Raw genomic sequence first — 13,201 nt, forward strand, 5'->3', positions numbered from 1 at the left:
CGCCGCGGCCAACGCATCGGTACACCCCGCCCGACGCCGGCTGGCACGCACGCACTTTCAGGCCGGCAGGTCTCCTGGCTGACAGGTCGGCGCCTGCTCCCGGCCTTCCCGGTGAAACCAGTGGCATGAGGGGGAGATCGGCTCGCTGTCTACAGTTGCGGGGGCAGCCACAGCGGCGCGATGCGCCCTGTGTTCCCTCTTCGGCCCCGAAGGGCACCGGCGAACGAACGCGCGTAGGATACCCGATTTCGCGGGCGGGCCACGACCCGAAAACCGTGCGGCGGCACGTGGACGGCAGCGCCGCCGTGCCGAAGCCGTTCTTCCGTCGCCGGACGGCGAACGCCGTGCGCTCGTCGCGGATATTTCATCGGCTCAATCTTCATCGGCCGAATCGGCCGCGCGCCGAATCGCCGGCATGCGCGAAGCGCCGTCCGGGCTGCCGATGAAACGCGGAGTCGAACACGGTACTATCCCGTCTTTGGCGATGCAGACCGGTACGCGGCGGCAACAGGACGAACGATGGGGAAGGGTGCATGACGGCATGGCTGACGGTGGTGGGCATCGGCGACGACGGCTTCGCGGGGCTCGGCCGCGCCGCACGCCGCGCGCTGCTCGATGCGACGCTCGTCGTCGGCGCGAAGCGGCATCTCGACATGCTGCCCTCGCGACTGCCGGCCGCACGCGAAGCGTGGCCGTCGCCGTTCGACCTGTCTGGCGTGCTCGCGCGGCGCGGCTCGCCGGTCTGCGTGCTCGCGAGCGGCGACCCGATGCTGTTCGGCGTCGGGGCGACGCTGGCGCGCCGGCTCAGCGCCGACGAATGGCGCGTGCTGCCGGCGCCGTCGTCGCTGTCGCTCGCGGCCGCGCGACTCGGCTGGCCGCTGCAGGACGTCGGCGCCGTGTCGCTGGTCGGCCGTCCGCTCGCGACGCTCGCGCGCCATCTGCTGCCGGGTCGACGCCTGTTCGTGCTGAGCGCGGACGGCCGCACACCGGCCGCCGTCGCGGCCGAGCTCGTCGCGCGCGGCTTCGGCCCGACGCGCATCAGCGTGTTCGAACACCTCGGCGGGCCGCTCGAGCGGCGCATCGACGGTCTCGCGCAAGACTGGAACGTCGAAGAGACGGCCGCACTCAATCTCGTCGCGCTCGAGTGCGAAGCCGGCCCCGACGCACCGCGCCGCGCACTGACGCCCGGGCTGCCCGACGACGCGTATCGCCACGACGGCCAGCTGACGAAGCGCGACATGCGCGCGCTGACGCTCGCGCGCCTCGCGCCGGCGCCCGGCGAACTGCTGTGGGACGTCGGTGCGGGCAGCGGCTCGATCGGCATCGAATGGATGCGCGCGCATCCGTCGTGTCAGGCGATCGCGATCGAGTCGCATGCGGAGCGGCAGCGCTTCATCGAACACAACCGGGACGCGCTCGGCGTGCCGGGCCTGCAGCTCGTCGCCGGCCGCGCGCCCGACGCGCTGGCCGGACTGGCCGCGCCCGACGCGATCTTCATCGGCGGCGGCGCGACGACGCCCGGCGTGCTGAACGCATGCTGGGCCGCGCTGAAGCCGGGCGGCCGGCTCGTCGCGAACGCGGTCACGCTGCAGGGCGACGTCGCGCTCGCCGGATGGCGCGACGCGCACGGCGGCACGCTCACGCGCGTGTCGATCGCGCATGCGGAACCGCTCGGCCGCTTCGACACCTGGCGACAGGCGCTGCCCGTCACGCTGTACGACGTGCGCAAGCCCGACACGGCCGCCGCGCCGTGCGCCGCGGAGTGCCGCTGATGCGCGACGAGACGCCCGAACGGTCCGCGCCGCTGCGCTTCGGCTATACGACCGGCAGTTGCGCGACCGCGACGTCGCTCGCGGCGGCGCGCCTGCTGCTTGCGGGCCGCGCGGACGACGCGGTCGAAATCGTCTTGCCGAAAGGGCAGCGCGTGGTGATGCGCCTCGAATTCTGCCGCGCGACGGCCGACGGCGCGGAAGCCGGCACGATCAAGGACGCCGGCGACGATCCCGACGTCACGCACGGCGCGCTGATCTTCGCGCGCGTCGCGCTCGGCGGCGCACGCGGCGTGCGTTTTCATGCGGGGCCGGGCGTCGGCACGGTCACGCGCGCGGGCCTCGCGCTGCCGATCGGCGAACCGGCGATCAATCCGGTGCCGCGCCGGATGATGACGACGCATCTCGACGCGCTCGCGGCCGAACAGGGCTACACGGGCGGCTTCGACGTGACGATCGGCGTCGAAGGCGGCGAGGCGCTCGCGCTGAAGACGATGAATCCGCGTCTCGGAATCGTCGGCGGGTTGTCGATTCTCGGTACGACCGGCATCGTGCGGCCGTTCTCGTGTTCCGCGTACATCGCGTCGATCCATCAGGGTATCGACGTCGCGCGCGCCAACGGCGTCGCGCATATCGCCGCGTGCACCGGCAACGCGAGCGAGGACGCCATGCGCGCGCACTACGGGCTGCCCGACATCGCGCTGATCGAGATGGGCGATTTCGCCGGAGCGGTGCTCAAGCATCTGCGGCGCGCGCCCGTCGCGCGGCTCTCGATGTGCGGGGGCTTCGGCAAGCTGAGCAAGCTCGCGGCCGGCCATCTCGATCTGCATAGCCGCCATTCGAGCATCGACTTGCCGCTGCTCGCGCAGTGGGCGCGCGATGCAGGCGCGAGCGACGCGCTGCAGGCCGCGATCCGCGCGGCCAATACGAGCGTCGAAGCGCTGGCGCTCGCGGGCGCGGACGGCGTGCCGCTCGGCGATATCGTCTGTACGCATGCGCTGCGCGTCGCGCGCGACATCGTGCCCGCGTCGGTCGCCGTCGAAATGTTCGCGATCGACCGGCAGGGCCGTTTCGTCGGGAGCGCACGATGAGCGCGCGCATCCTGCTGCTCGGCGGCACCGGCGACGCACTGACGATCGCGCGCGCGCTCGGCCCGCAGCACGTGTACAGCCTCGCGGGGCTCGGCAAGGTGCCGGACGATCTGCGCTGTGCCGTACGCGTCGGCGGCTTCGGCGGTGCGGCGGCGCTCGCCGCCTATCTGCGCGCCGAGCGGATCGGTCTCGTGATCGATGCGACGCATCCGTATGCCGCGCGGATCAGCGCGAACGCGGCCGCCGCCGCGCGCGACGCCGGCGTGCCGCTGTGGGCACTGCGCCGCGCACCGTGGACGCCGCAACCCGGCGACGACTGGCGCATGGTCGACGACTGGGCCGGCATCGAGGCCGCGATCGCGCCGTTCCGCCGGCCGCTGTTCACGCTCGGTCGCGAACCGCTCGCGCATCTCGACGCGATCCCGCCGCACCAGTTCTGGCTCGTGCGCTGCCTCGATCCGCATCCGGGCAACGCGCGCGCACAGGTCGTCGCCGCGCGCGGGCCGTTCACGCTCGACGGCGAACGCGCGCTGTTCGCGCTCGCGGGGATCGATGTCGTCGTCAGCAAGAACAGCGGCGGCAGCGCGACCGAAGCGAAGCTCGAGGTCGCGCGCGAGCGCAGGCTGCCGGTCGTGATGCTGCGCCGACCGACACTGCCCGATGCCGATCGCACGTTCGAGTCGGCCGCCGCGCTGCTCGCTGCACTCGATCCCGCCGCGCGCGCGTGAGACGCGGCGCATCGCCCCATCCACTGACGGAGTTTTTTCGATGACGGTGTATTTCATCGGCGCGGGTCCCGGCGACCCGGAGCTGATCACGGTGAAGGGCCAGCGCCTCGTACGCACGTGCCCGGTGATTCTGTATGCGGGCTCGCTCGTGCCGGCGGCCGTGCTCGACGGCCATCGCGCGGAGCAGGTCGTCAATACCGCCGAGCTCGATCTCGACGCGATCGTCGCGCTGCTCGCCGACGCACATGCGAAAGGGCAGGACGTCGCGCGCGTGCATTCCGGCGATCCGTCGCTCTACGGCGCGATCGGCGAGCAGATCCGTCGGCTGAAGGCGCTCGGGATTCCGTACGAGATCGTGCCGGGCGTGACGGCCACGGCCGCATGCGCCGCGACGCTCGGCGTCGAGCTGACGCTGCCGGGCGTCGCGCAGACGGTGATCCTCACGCGCTTCGCCGGCAAGACGACGATGCCCGAAGGCGAGACGCTCGGTTCGCTCGCCGCGCATCGCGCGACGCTCGCGATCCATCTCGGCGTGCGTCATCTCGCAAAAATCGTCGACGAAGTGCTGCCGCATTACGGGCCCGACTGCCCGGTCGCGGTCGTGTATCGCGCGAGCTGGCCCGATGAGGAACGCGTCGTCGGCACGCTGGCCGATATCGTCGCCAAGGTGCGGCACACGTCGATCGAACGCACCGCGCTGATCCTGGTCGGACGCGTGCTCGACGCGCAGGGGTTTGCGGATTCGACGTTGTATGCCAGTGCGGGGTAATCAGGCGCGGGCCGGCGCCTGATCGCAGCGCTTACGCCCGCACGACGCGCCGCGTCATGCCCGGCGCGAAGCCGGCCGCGAGCACGAACAGCACGACGCACAGACAAGCCGTCGCGACCCACGCAGGCGTCAAATCCGCGAGATGCTCGCGCACGATGCCCGCCGCGAACGGAAACAGTCCCGCGATTAGATAGCCGACGCCCTGCACGAAGCCCGTCAGCGATGCCGCATCGGCCGGCGTCGCCGCATGGTCGACCGTGACGATGGCCGACGGGCGTGGCACGCTGGTCGCGCGCTCGTGCGCTGATCGACGAAGCGGTGGTCGCGCACGTCGACGACCAGCGCGCGATGCTGGCCGCGTTGTCGGCCGCAGAGCAGGCGCAGCTCGCGCGGCTGCTCGACCAGCTGCTGGCCGGGCTGGAGCGCACGGTCGACGGCAACGATGGCAACGATGGCGACTAGCGACGCGCGCGTCGCGCAAGCGTCGACACAAAAAGAGACGCCCGCTGCGCGATGCAGCGGGCGTCGATCGAAGCAGGCGGCCCGCACCGGGTGCGGGCGCGACTCAGTCGCGCGCCGGGATGTTCAGCCCGCGCACGACGGCCGGCCGCGCGACGAACGCCTCGAGCGCGCGCGCGACGTGGCGGAACTCGCCGAAGCCGACCAGATCGCCCGCTTCGTAGAAGCCGACGAGGTTGCGCACCCACGGGAAGATCGCGATGTCGGCGATCGTATAGGTATCGCCCATCATCCACTGCCGGTTCGACAGATGCGCATCGAGCACGCCGAGCAGGCGCTTCGACTCGGCGACGTAGCGGTCGCGCGGACGCTTGTCCTCGTACTCGCGGCCTGCGAACTTGTGGAAGAAGCCGAGCTGGCCGAACATCGGCCCGATCCCGCCCATCTGGAACATCACCCACTGGATCGTCTCGTAGCGGCCGGCCGGATCCTTCGGAATCAGCTGGCCGGTCTTGTCGGCGAGATAGATCAGGATCGCGCCCGATTCGAACAGCGGCAGCGGCTTGCCCTCCGGACCGTTCGGGTCGAGGATCGCGGGAATCTTGTTGTTCGGGTTCAGCGACAGGAACGCCGGCGAGAACTGGTCGTTGGTGTCGAAGCGCACGAGATGCGGCTCGTACGGCAGTCCCGTTTCCTCGAGCATGATCGACACCTTGACGCCGTTCGGCGTCGGCAGCGAGTAGAGCTGGAGACGGTCGGGATGCTGGGCCGGCCACTTCTGCGTGATCGGAAAGGCGGACAGATCGGACATGGGGATACGTTCGTCGAGTTGAAGGATCCGCGCCCGGGCGCCGCCGCAGCGTGCGCCGCGAGGGCGGTGCGATCGTGGCGGCGGCGCGAGCGGGCGCGCCGAAAACGCCCACTGTAGCCGATTCGGGAAACGGGTGCAGGACACCGCGCGGCGCATGCGCGGTCCGGCGCGGCACCGCGAACCGTCAGACGAACGCGGCGCGACGTTATATGACGTCTTAACACGCGGGACGCACCGAGCCGATTCCTCGGCCGGACGCCGTTTCATTAAAGCTTTTTGTTAGGGAAATTCCCGTCCCCGTTGTCACGGTTTTTTGTTGACCGACATCGTATAACGCCGTCATGATTTCGCGAAAGAAAGGTCCCATCCACTGACCGCAGAGAGGAGACATGAACACAACCAGGATCGTTCGCCGGATCGCCGTCGCGCTGGGTTTCACGTTGTCGGCTGCGGCGGCCGTCGCCGCGCCCGTGTCGCTGAATGTCGTCGACGTCGCGGGCAACCTGCAGCTCACGCAGAAGGCCATCGAGGCGTTCAGGGAAAAGAATCCGAATCTCGTCTCGAACGTCACGTTCACGAACGCGCCGGCGCCGCAGCTGCCGGGCAAGATCAAGGCGATGCAGGCGGCCGGGCGGGCGGACATCGACCTCGTGCTGACCGGCACCGACGCGCTCGCGGCCGGCATCGAGCAGAACCTCTGGCTCAAGCTGCTGCCCGACCATGCGGCCGCGCTTCCCGGCGTGCTCGACAAATACGCGCCGGGCCCGCGCAAGATGCAGGATCTCGCGCAGGGTTTCGGGCTCGAGGTCACCTACATGCCGGCCGGCCCGCTGCTCGAATACAACCCGGCGAAGGTCGGCGAGCCGCCGAAGACGCCCGAGCAGCTGCTCGCCTGGTGCAAGGCGCATCCGAACAAGCTGATCTACGCGCGGCCCGCGAACTCGGGGCCGGGCCGCACGTTCCTGATGGGGCTGCCGTACGTGCTCGGCGACAAGAATCCGCAGGACCCGATCAACGGCTGGGACAAGACCTGGGCCTTCCTCAAGCAGCTCAACGACTGCATTCCGTACTACCCGGGCGGTACGTCGGCCGTGATGAAGGAGCTCGGCGAAGGTACGCGCGACATGACGGTGACCGTCACCGGCTGGGACATCAACCCGCGCGCGCTCGGCATCGTGCCGGCCGACTTCCGGATCCAGGCGTTCGACAACATGACGTGGGTGAACGACGCGCACTACATGGTGATTCCGAAGGGCGTGCCGAAGGACAAGCTCGACGTGCTGTTCAAGCTGATGACCTTCCTGCTCGAACCGGCTCAGCAGGCGATGACCTACGACGACGGCTACTTCTATCCGGGCCCGGCCGTGAAGGGCGTGACGCTCGAGATGGCGCCCGCGCACAGCCAGGACGTGATCCGCAAGTTCGGCCGCCCCGAATACGCGAAGCTGCTGGCCGAGCGTCCGCACGTGCAGCCGCTCAGTGCGCAGGCGATGGTCGCCGCGTTCCAGAAGTGGGACCGCGAGATCGGCTCGCAGAAGTCGAAGTGACGGTCGAACCCGCGGGCGCCGGTGCGCCCGCGTCATCGGAGTGTGGGGCATGAAGCACAGTTTCGAACGGTTGCGGCTCGATGGCGTCTGTCGCAGCTTCACCAACGCGGAAGGCGCGCAGGTGGCCGCGCTGAACGGGCTCGACCTCGACATCCGGCGCGGCGAGTTCATTGCGCTGCTCGGCCCGTCGGGCTGCGGCAAGTCGACCGCGCTGAACTGCATTGCCGGGCTGCAGCCGCTCACGCGCGGCGGCATCTGGCTCGACGACACGCGCATCGACGTGCTGCCGCCCGAGCGTCGCGGGTTCGGGATGGTGTTCCAGAACTACGCGCTGTTTCCGCACATGACCGTGCTCGACAATGTCGGCTTCGGGCTGAAGATGCGCGGCGTGCCGAAGCACGAAGCGCGCAGTCGCGCGCAGCAGGCGCTCGAACTCGTGCAGCTCGTCGGCCACGAAGGCAAGCTGCCGGGCCAGCTGTCGGGCGGCCAGCAGCAGCGCGTCGCGATCGCGCGCGCGATCGTCATCGAGCCGCCGCTCGTGCTGATGGACGAGCCGCTGTCGAACCTCGATACGAAGCTGCGCATCGAGATGCGCGCGGAGATCCGCCGCATCCACACGCAGCTCGAGCGCGCGACGATCTACGTGACGCACGACCAGGACGAGGCGCTGTCGATGGCAGACCGGATCGTCGTGATGAAGGAGGGCGTCGTGCAGCAGGTCGCGTCGCCGAAGGAGGTCTATACGCGCCCGCACAACCTGCACGTCGCGCGCTTCATGGGCTATCGCAACGTGCTGCCGTTCACGCTCGAAGGGATGGCCGGCGACTACGTGACGGTCGCGGCCGCCGGCGTGCGTCTCGCGGGCGTGCCGATGGCGGGCTTCGACGGCAAGGCGGTCGCGGTCGCGCTGCGGCCCGACGATATCGAGCGCGCGGATGCCGCCGCCGACAACACGTTCGAGGCGACGGTCGAGACGGTCGAATACGGCGGCCGCGATTCGCTGATTCGCGCGCTCGCGCCGTTCGGCGCGATCTGGGCGCGCGTGGCGGGCGAGTTCGCGCCCGGCGAACGGCTGACGCTGCGCGTCGCGCCGTCGCGCACGCTCGTCTATCCGGGAGACGCGCCATGACCGCGTGCCGCCCGCTCGTCCGCATGCCGCGCACGGCACGGGCCGCCGGCCGGGAGGCCGCATGAGCACGCTCCTGTCCGGCAGCGCGCCTCGCGACGCGAAGGCGTGGCTCGTCACGCCCGCGCTCGCGTTCATCGCCGCGCTGTTCATCTACCCGTTCGCCTACGGCCTCGTGCTGTCGTTCGAGCCGATGAACGGCGGCGGAATGCTCGCGAACTACGTGCAGTTCTTCACCGATACCGCGCTGTGGCCGACCGTGCTCGTCACGCTGAAGCTCGCGGTGCCGGCGACGCTGATCAACGTCGGCGTGTCGGTGCCCGTCGCGTTCGCGCTGCGCCGCAATTCGCCGTACCAGAAGTTCGTGACGACGCTGCTCGTGATCCCGGTCACGCTCGGCACCGTGCTCGTCGCGGACGGGATGCTCACGTACTTCGGGCCGAACGGCTGGTTTCCGCAGGCGCTGCACGGGCTGCATCTGTACGCGGACGAAGTGCGCCTCACGCACAACTACTGGGGCGTGCTGCTGTCGCTGATCGTGTCGGGCTTTCCGTTCGCGTTCCTGCTGATGCTCTCGTATATCAGCGGCATCGACCCGACGCTCGCGCGCGCGGCCGCGACGCTCGGCGCGAATCCGTGGCAGCAGTTCCGCCAGATCTATCTGCCGCTGCTCGTGCCGGGGCTCACGATGGCCGCGTGCCTGTCGTTCGTGCAGGCGTTCTCGGTGTTTCCGTCGGCCGTGCTGCTCGGTGCGCCGGCCGGCCCGACGCGCGTGATCTCGATCGCGGCGGCCGAAGCCGCGTTCGAAAACTACGACTACTCGCTCGCGTCGGCGATCGCGATCGTGATGGGCTTCGTGCAGCTGCTGGTGGTCGCGTCGATGCTCGGCGCGCGCCGTTTCTTCTACTCGGGTCCGGTGACGGGAGGCAAGGGCTGATGGCGACCGACAATCATGCGGCACCGGCCTGGCCGCCGAAGCAGGAGCCGCAGGACGCGCGACCGGCCGATACGCCGAAGCCGCGTGCGTTGCGCGGCGGCCTGACGGGCCGCGCATGGCATGCGCTCGTCTGGGCCGTGATGGCGTTCTTTCTGCTGAACGTGCTGCTGCTGATCGCGACCGTCGCCGTGAATTCGGTCGCGACGCGCTGGTTCGGCACGCCGCTGCCGCAGGGCTTCACGCTGCACTGGTACGCGAAGGCGTGGGAGGACTTCCAGCTCGCGAGCGTGTTGTGGGTGACGGTCGAGGTCGTCGGCGCGGTCGTGCTGCTGTCGATCGCGCTCGGCGTGCCGGCCGCCTATGCGCTCGCGCGCGTGCAGTTCCGCGGCAAGCGTTTCGCGCTGCTCGTGTTCCTGCTGCCGCTGATGGTGCCGCCCGTCACGTACGGGATTCCGATGGCGACCGCGATGTACAAGATCGGGCTCGCCGGCACGCTATCCGGCGTGATTCTCGCGAACCTCGTGCCGGCGCTGCCGTTCGTGATTCTCGTGATGACGCCGTTCATCGAGCAGATCGACCCGAACCTCGAAGCCGCCGCGCGGATCTTCGGCGCGAATACGTGGCGCTATTTCCGCTACGTGCTGCTGCCGCTGCTCGTGCCGGGCATGCTCGCGGCCGGGCTGCTCGTGCTCGTGCGCACGATCGGGATGTTCGAACTGACCTTCTTCACCGCCGGGCCGAGCACGCAGACGCTCGTCGTCGCGCTGTACTACGCGGTGTTTTCGACGGGCGTGCGCGCGCCGCAGTCGATCGACGCGATGGCGATGATTTACATGGCGATCACGCTCGTGTGGGTCGTGATCGCGCTGCAGTTCGTGAGCCCGACGCAGCTCGTGAGCCGCGTGAAGCAGGAGCGTCAGTAGCGTCGCGGGCGCGTGCCGCCCGCACGATCGGTTACAAATGGATACCGCGCGCGTCGCGCGGACGTTGCAGACTACGCGGCGTACCGGCCCCGCGGCGCGCGCATGCGCGGCGTCGCAGGCCGCCCGCTATCGACCGATCGACGAATACTCCATGAAGTTTCACTCGCTGCTGATCCTCGGCTGCGCCTCGACGCTGCTGGCCGCCTGCAACCTGATCCACGACGGCCCCGGATCGTCGGACGTCGATGCCGCGGTGCGCCGCGCGCTCGAAGCCGAGAACCACGGCGGCCTGAACGCGCTATTCGGCCAGCCGCTGCCGGTGTCGGCCGACGTCGTGTCGGCGCGGCCCGACGGCGACTGCAGGAAGGCCGGCGAACGGACCTATACGTGCGACGTCGTCGTCACGTGGCGCAATGCCGATTACGCGCCGTCGCGCGCGAACCTGACGTTTGTGCAGGCCGCCGACGGCACGTGGCAGACCTCGGGCGTCGACGCCGCGATCGCGACCGGCGCCGCCAAATCGCTGATCGACAAGATCGGCCGCGCGTGGCCCGGCAACGGGGCGAGCGGCACGTCGGCCGCCGCGCGGTGATAGAGCGTTCGGCGTATCACGCTGGCGGCGACAGCGGGAGCGGCAGCGACAGCGGCATGGCGCGGCGTGCGCCAATGCGAATCCGCTGGACATGATTCGACGCGATTCGCCCGGCGGCATCGACGTGCAGACGCAGGCTGCGACGGCGCGATAGCGCTCGACACGTCTGGCTCCCGCGCCAACGGCCGTGGCCTCAGCGACGCGCACCTCGCCGGCCTGAATGTCGTCCGGACACGCGCTCTTGAACGGCTTGTAGCCGGCGAGTTCGAGTCGACTCAGCTGCGCAACCACTTCGGCACGCGTCACGGGCCCGTTGGCCGGCTGCGCGAACGACCCGAACGAACGCGAGCGGTGCCGCGATCGCAGCGGCAGCGACGAGCAGGGAAAGGGCGGCTTTCCTCATCTTCCGGCTTTGCGTCAAGACGCGAGGCCGACGCAGCCCGATTGCCGCACTGGTCCCATCATCGCTTTCGACAGGCGCTTGACGGCGGCTTAACGGCGAAAAAGGGCGCGAACATCGCGCCCGGCCGCCTCCCGCGCATCTTCGGTATGACGAATTCGATATAGGGAAAACCCTTATCTTGCGTTACAATGTCGGCCTTGCTGAAAGGTCGAACCATGCCTGAACGTTTCCAAACCCTCGAAAAATTCATGTTCTCGCTCGTCGTGATGTCCGCGGTCGTGTGCTCGGCATTTCTCGCGTACGAACGCCATCCGGAAATCAAGATCGCGCTGCAGCAAGGCGAAGCGCTGATGCGCGAAAGCGCGAAGTACTCGACGATCTGCTCGCCGTCGAAGGTCGATCCTTGCGTCGAGATGTCCGCTTACTGAGCGGCGTCGCAACTGAACCCGCGTTTTGCCGACTTCCGCCGTCGCGTGACGATGCTCGCGCGACCGGCGGCGCTGCTGTAAACCGACTCGCCAACAGGCCGTCGATAGGCTCGCCGACCGGCTTGCCATCCGACTCGCCAACCGCTCCCCGGCGGGCCTGACCGCGGCTGCCTGAGCCGCCGTCCCCTCGTCGTACATCACCGCCCCGCATCCACGCGGCGCCGGTCCATTCCCACGTCATCGTCGCTTCTGCGCTTTCCGCCCCGGAAAGTACGCGCCTCTCCGCTGCCAATGCACCGTCGATCGCCCGCCGACGCCTTTCCGAAACGGAAAGGGCGCTTGAGCATCGATCGATTTTCGCGCCGCGCAAACGCGGTCATGATCGCCGCCATGGACCTCATCATCTGATCGGAGACAGTCATGACAACACCGCTCGACGGCATTCGCGTCCTCGAACTCGGGCAACTGATCGCCGGGCCGTTTGCCGGCCGGATGCTCGCCGAATTCGGCGCGGACGTGATCAAGATCGAGCCGCCCGGCGTCGGCGACCCGCTGCGCAAATGGCGGCTGCTGCACGACGGCACGTCGGTATGGTGGGCCGTGCAGTCGCGCAACAAGTCGTCGGTGACGCTCGATCTGCGCACACCCGAAGGACAGGACGTCGTGCGCCGCCTCGTCGCCGAAGCCGACGTGCTGATCGAGAATTTCCGCCCCGGCACGCTTGAAGGGTGGGGGCTCGGCTGGGACACGCTGTCGGCGATCAACCCGCGGCTCGTAATGCTGCGCGTGTCGGGCTACGGCCAGAGCGGCCCATACCGCGACCGGCCGGGCTTCGGTGCGATCGCCGAAGCGATGGGCGGGCTGCGGCATCTGACCGGCGAGCCGGGCCGGACGCCGGTGCGCGTCGGCATCTCGCTCGGCGATTCGCTGTCCGCGCTGCACGGCGTGATCGGCGTGCTGCTCGCGCTGAGGCATCGCGATCGTCCGGGCGGCACCGGGCAGGTCGTCGACGTCGCGCTGTACGAGTCGGTCTTCAACATGATGGAAAGCCTGCTGCCCGAATACGCTGTGTTCGGCACGGTACGTCAGCCGTCCGGCAGCAGCCTGCCCGGCATCGCGCCGACCAACGCGTATCGCTGCCGCGACGGCAAGTACGCATTGATCGCCGGCAACGGCGACAGCATTTTCCGGCGGCTGATGGACCTGATCGGCCGGGCCGACCTCGGCCAGGATCCGGCGCTCGCGCACAACGACGGCCGCGTCGCGCAGGTCGAGCGCCTCGATGCGGCGATCGGCGCCTGGACCGCGCAGCACGATCTCGACGACGTGCTCGCCGCGCTCCATGAAGCGCGCATTCCGTCGGGCCGCATCTACGACGTCGCGGACATCGCGTCCGATCCGCACTACCGTGCGCGCGACATGATCGTCGAAGATGCGCTGCCGGACGGCACGCCGGTGCTCGTGCCGGGCATCGTGCCGAAGCTCGCCGCGACGCCGGGACGCATCGCACGGCCCGCGCCCGCGCTCGGCGCGGATACCGACACGGTGCTCGAATCGCTCGGCGTCGATGCGGCGACGCGCGACGACTGGCGCGCTCGCGGCGTGATCTGACGGAGGC

General features: G+C 69.5%; 13 protein-coding genes, 2 pseudogenes and 1 riboswitch. Of the genes and pseudogenes, 12 read left to right on the forward strand and 3 right to left on the reverse strand.

What is annotated here, in order from left to right; genetic code table 11:
- Positions 1–47: 47 nt before the first annotated feature.
- Positions 48–236, reverse strand: a riboswitch (cobalamin riboswitch).
- Positions 237–533: 297 nt separating this feature from the next.
- The 4 genes from NP80_RS21170 to cobM are packed head-to-tail and all read left to right on the forward strand — an operon-like array spanning position 534 to position 4,357.
- Positions 534–1,772, forward strand: coding sequence for a bifunctional cobalt-precorrin-7 (C(5))-methyltransferase/cobalt-precorrin-6B (C(15))-methyltransferase (locus NP80_RS21170; RefSeq protein WP_006404810.1), 1,239 nt, complete (start codon positions 534–536; stop codon positions 1,770–1,772).
- Entirely contained in the window at positions 1,772–2,860 is a 1,089-nt protein-coding gene (locus tag NP80_RS21175; protein ID WP_006410374.1) for a cobalt-precorrin-5B (C(1))-methyltransferase, read from the forward strand. The genes NP80_RS21170 and NP80_RS21175 overlap by 1 nt, the downstream gene beginning before the upstream one ends.
- Positions 2,857–3,588 (forward strand): cobalt-precorrin-6A reductase, encoded by a 732-nt coding sequence (locus tag NP80_RS21180; protein ID WP_006404808.1) that lies wholly within the window; start codon positions 2,857–2,859, stop codon positions 3,586–3,588. Before NP80_RS21175 ends, NP80_RS21180 begins: the two co-directional genes overlap by 4 nt.
- A 40-nt stretch (positions 3,589–3,628) precedes the next feature.
- Positions 3,629–4,357, forward strand: a complete 729-nt coding sequence (gene cobM / locus NP80_RS21185; RefSeq protein WP_006404807.1) for a precorrin-4 C(11)-methyltransferase — start codon at positions 3,629–3,631, stop codon at positions 4,355–4,357.
- A gap of 31 nt (positions 4,358–4,388) precedes the next feature.
- Here the strand turns inward: cobM and NP80_RS21190 are convergent.
- Positions 4,389–4,628 (reverse strand): annotated as a pseudogene (locus tag NP80_RS21190) (MFS transporter); the annotation flags it as partial.
- On the opposite strand from NP80_RS21190, the pseudogene NP80_RS21195 reads away from it, so the two are divergent.
- Positions 4,624–4,819 (forward strand): annotated as a pseudogene (locus NP80_RS21195) (MarR family transcriptional regulator); the annotation flags it as partial. The pseudogenes NP80_RS21190 and NP80_RS21195 sit on opposite strands and share 5 nt — an antisense overlap.
- 103 nt (positions 4,820–4,922) lie before the next feature.
- Here NP80_RS21195 and NP80_RS21200 read toward each other — a convergent pair.
- On the reverse strand, positions 4,923–5,627 hold the full coding sequence (locus NP80_RS21200) for a glutathione S-transferase N-terminal domain-containing protein (protein WP_006404804.1): 705 nt from the start codon (positions 5,625–5,627) through the stop codon (positions 4,923–4,925).
- Positions 5,628–6,016: 389 nt separating this feature from the next.
- On the opposite strand from NP80_RS21200, the gene NP80_RS21205 reads away from it, so the two are divergent.
- The 6 genes from NP80_RS21205 to NP80_RS21230 all read left to right on the forward strand — a co-directional run bounded on the left by NP80_RS21205 (position 6,017) and on the right by NP80_RS21230 (position 11,583).
- On the forward strand, positions 6,017–7,174 hold the full coding sequence (locus NP80_RS21205; protein ID WP_006404803.1) for an ABC transporter substrate-binding protein: 1,158 nt from the start codon (positions 6,017–6,019) through the stop codon (positions 7,172–7,174).
- A 49-nt stretch (positions 7,175–7,223) separates the two neighbouring features.
- The gene (locus NP80_RS21210) at positions 7,224–8,303 is read left to right on the forward strand and encodes an ABC transporter ATP-binding protein (RefSeq protein ID WP_006404802.1); all 1,080 of its coding nucleotides are present in this window, start codon (positions 7,224–7,226) and stop codon (positions 8,301–8,303) included.
- Positions 8,304–8,364: 61 nt separating this feature from the next.
- Positions 8,365–9,237: an ABC transporter permease gene (locus tag NP80_RS21215; protein ID WP_006404801.1), complete on the forward strand. Its 873-nt coding sequence runs from the start codon at positions 8,365–8,367 to the stop codon at positions 9,235–9,237.
- Positions 9,237–10,160, forward strand: coding sequence for an ABC transporter permease (locus NP80_RS21220; RefSeq protein ID WP_006400052.1), 924 nt, complete (start codon positions 9,237–9,239; stop codon positions 10,158–10,160). Before NP80_RS21215 ends, NP80_RS21220 begins: the two co-directional genes overlap by 1 nt.
- Positions 10,161–10,311: 151 nt before the next feature.
- A complete protein-coding gene (locus tag NP80_RS21225) occupies positions 10,312–10,752 on the forward strand; it encodes a hypothetical protein (protein WP_006414202.1) in 441 nt (146 codons plus the stop codon).
- Between the two features lie 618 nt (positions 10,753–11,370).
- Entirely contained in the window at positions 11,371–11,583 is a 213-nt protein-coding gene (locus NP80_RS21230) for a hypothetical protein (protein WP_006404798.1), read from the forward strand.
- Between the two features lie 197 nt (positions 11,584–11,780).
- Here the strand turns inward: NP80_RS21230 and NP80_RS31285 are convergent, their stop codons facing one another.
- Complete coding sequence (locus NP80_RS31285; protein ID WP_035488237.1) at positions 11,781–12,005, reverse strand: hypothetical protein; 225 nt, start codon at positions 12,003–12,005, stop codon at positions 11,781–11,783.
- Between NP80_RS31285 and NP80_RS21240 the strand changes: the two genes are divergently transcribed.
- The gene (locus tag NP80_RS21240; protein ID WP_006404796.1) at positions 12,004–13,194 is read left to right on the forward strand and encodes a CaiB/BaiF CoA transferase family protein; all 1,191 of its coding nucleotides are present in this window, start codon (positions 12,004–12,006) and stop codon (positions 13,192–13,194) included. The two genes, NP80_RS31285 and NP80_RS21240, sit on opposite strands and share 2 nt — an antisense overlap.
- Positions 13,195–13,201: the final 7 nt, after the last annotated feature.

Origin of the sequence: Burkholderia multivorans ATCC BAA-247, from assembly GCF_000959525.1 — a bacterium.
GTDB classification, from domain to species: Bacteria; Pseudomonadota; Gammaproteobacteria; order Burkholderiales; family Burkholderiaceae; genus Burkholderia; species Burkholderia multivorans.

What these genes read in the sequence shown, in the direction of transcription:
- NP80_RS21170 (WP_006404810.1), top strand. Translation starts at nt 534, where the DNA reads ATGACGGCATGGCTGACGGTGGTGGGCATCGGCGACGACGGCTTCGCG.
- NP80_RS21175 (WP_006410374.1), top strand. Translation starts at nt 1,772, where the DNA reads ATGCGCGACGAGACGCCCGAACGGTCCGCGCCGCTGCGCTTCGGCTAT.
- NP80_RS21180 (WP_006404808.1), top strand. Translation starts at nt 2,857, where the DNA reads ATGAGCGCGCGCATCCTGCTGCTCGGCGGCACCGGCGACGCACTGACG.
- cobM (WP_006404807.1), top strand. Translation starts at nt 3,629, where the DNA reads ATGACGGTGTATTTCATCGGCGCGGGTCCCGGCGACCCGGAGCTGATC.
- NP80_RS21200 (WP_006404804.1), bottom strand. Translation starts at nt 5,627, where the DNA reads ATGTCCGATCTGTCCGCCTTTCCGATCACGCAGAAGTGGCCGGCCCAG.
- NP80_RS21205 (WP_006404803.1), top strand. Translation starts at nt 6,017, where the DNA reads ATGAACACAACCAGGATCGTTCGCCGGATCGCCGTCGCGCTGGGTTTC.
- NP80_RS21210 (WP_006404802.1), top strand. Translation starts at nt 7,224, where the DNA reads ATGAAGCACAGTTTCGAACGGTTGCGGCTCGATGGCGTCTGTCGCAGC.
- NP80_RS21215 (WP_006404801.1), top strand. Translation starts at nt 8,365, where the DNA reads ATGAGCACGCTCCTGTCCGGCAGCGCGCCTCGCGACGCGAAGGCGTGG.
- NP80_RS21220 (WP_006400052.1), top strand. Translation starts at nt 9,237, where the DNA reads ATGGCGACCGACAATCATGCGGCACCGGCCTGGCCGCCGAAGCAGGAG.
- NP80_RS21225 (WP_006414202.1), top strand. Translation starts at nt 10,312, where the DNA reads ATGAAGTTTCACTCGCTGCTGATCCTCGGCTGCGCCTCGACGCTGCTG.
- NP80_RS21230 (WP_006404798.1), top strand. Translation starts at nt 11,371, where the DNA reads ATGCCTGAACGTTTCCAAACCCTCGAAAAATTCATGTTCTCGCTCGTC.
- NP80_RS21240 (WP_006404796.1), top strand. Translation starts at nt 12,004, where the DNA reads ATGACAACACCGCTCGACGGCATTCGCGTCCTCGAACTCGGGCAACTG.
- NP80_RS31285 (WP_035488237.1), bottom strand. Translation starts at nt 12,005, where the DNA reads ATGACTGTCTCCGATCAGATGATGAGGTCCATGGCGGCGATCATGACC.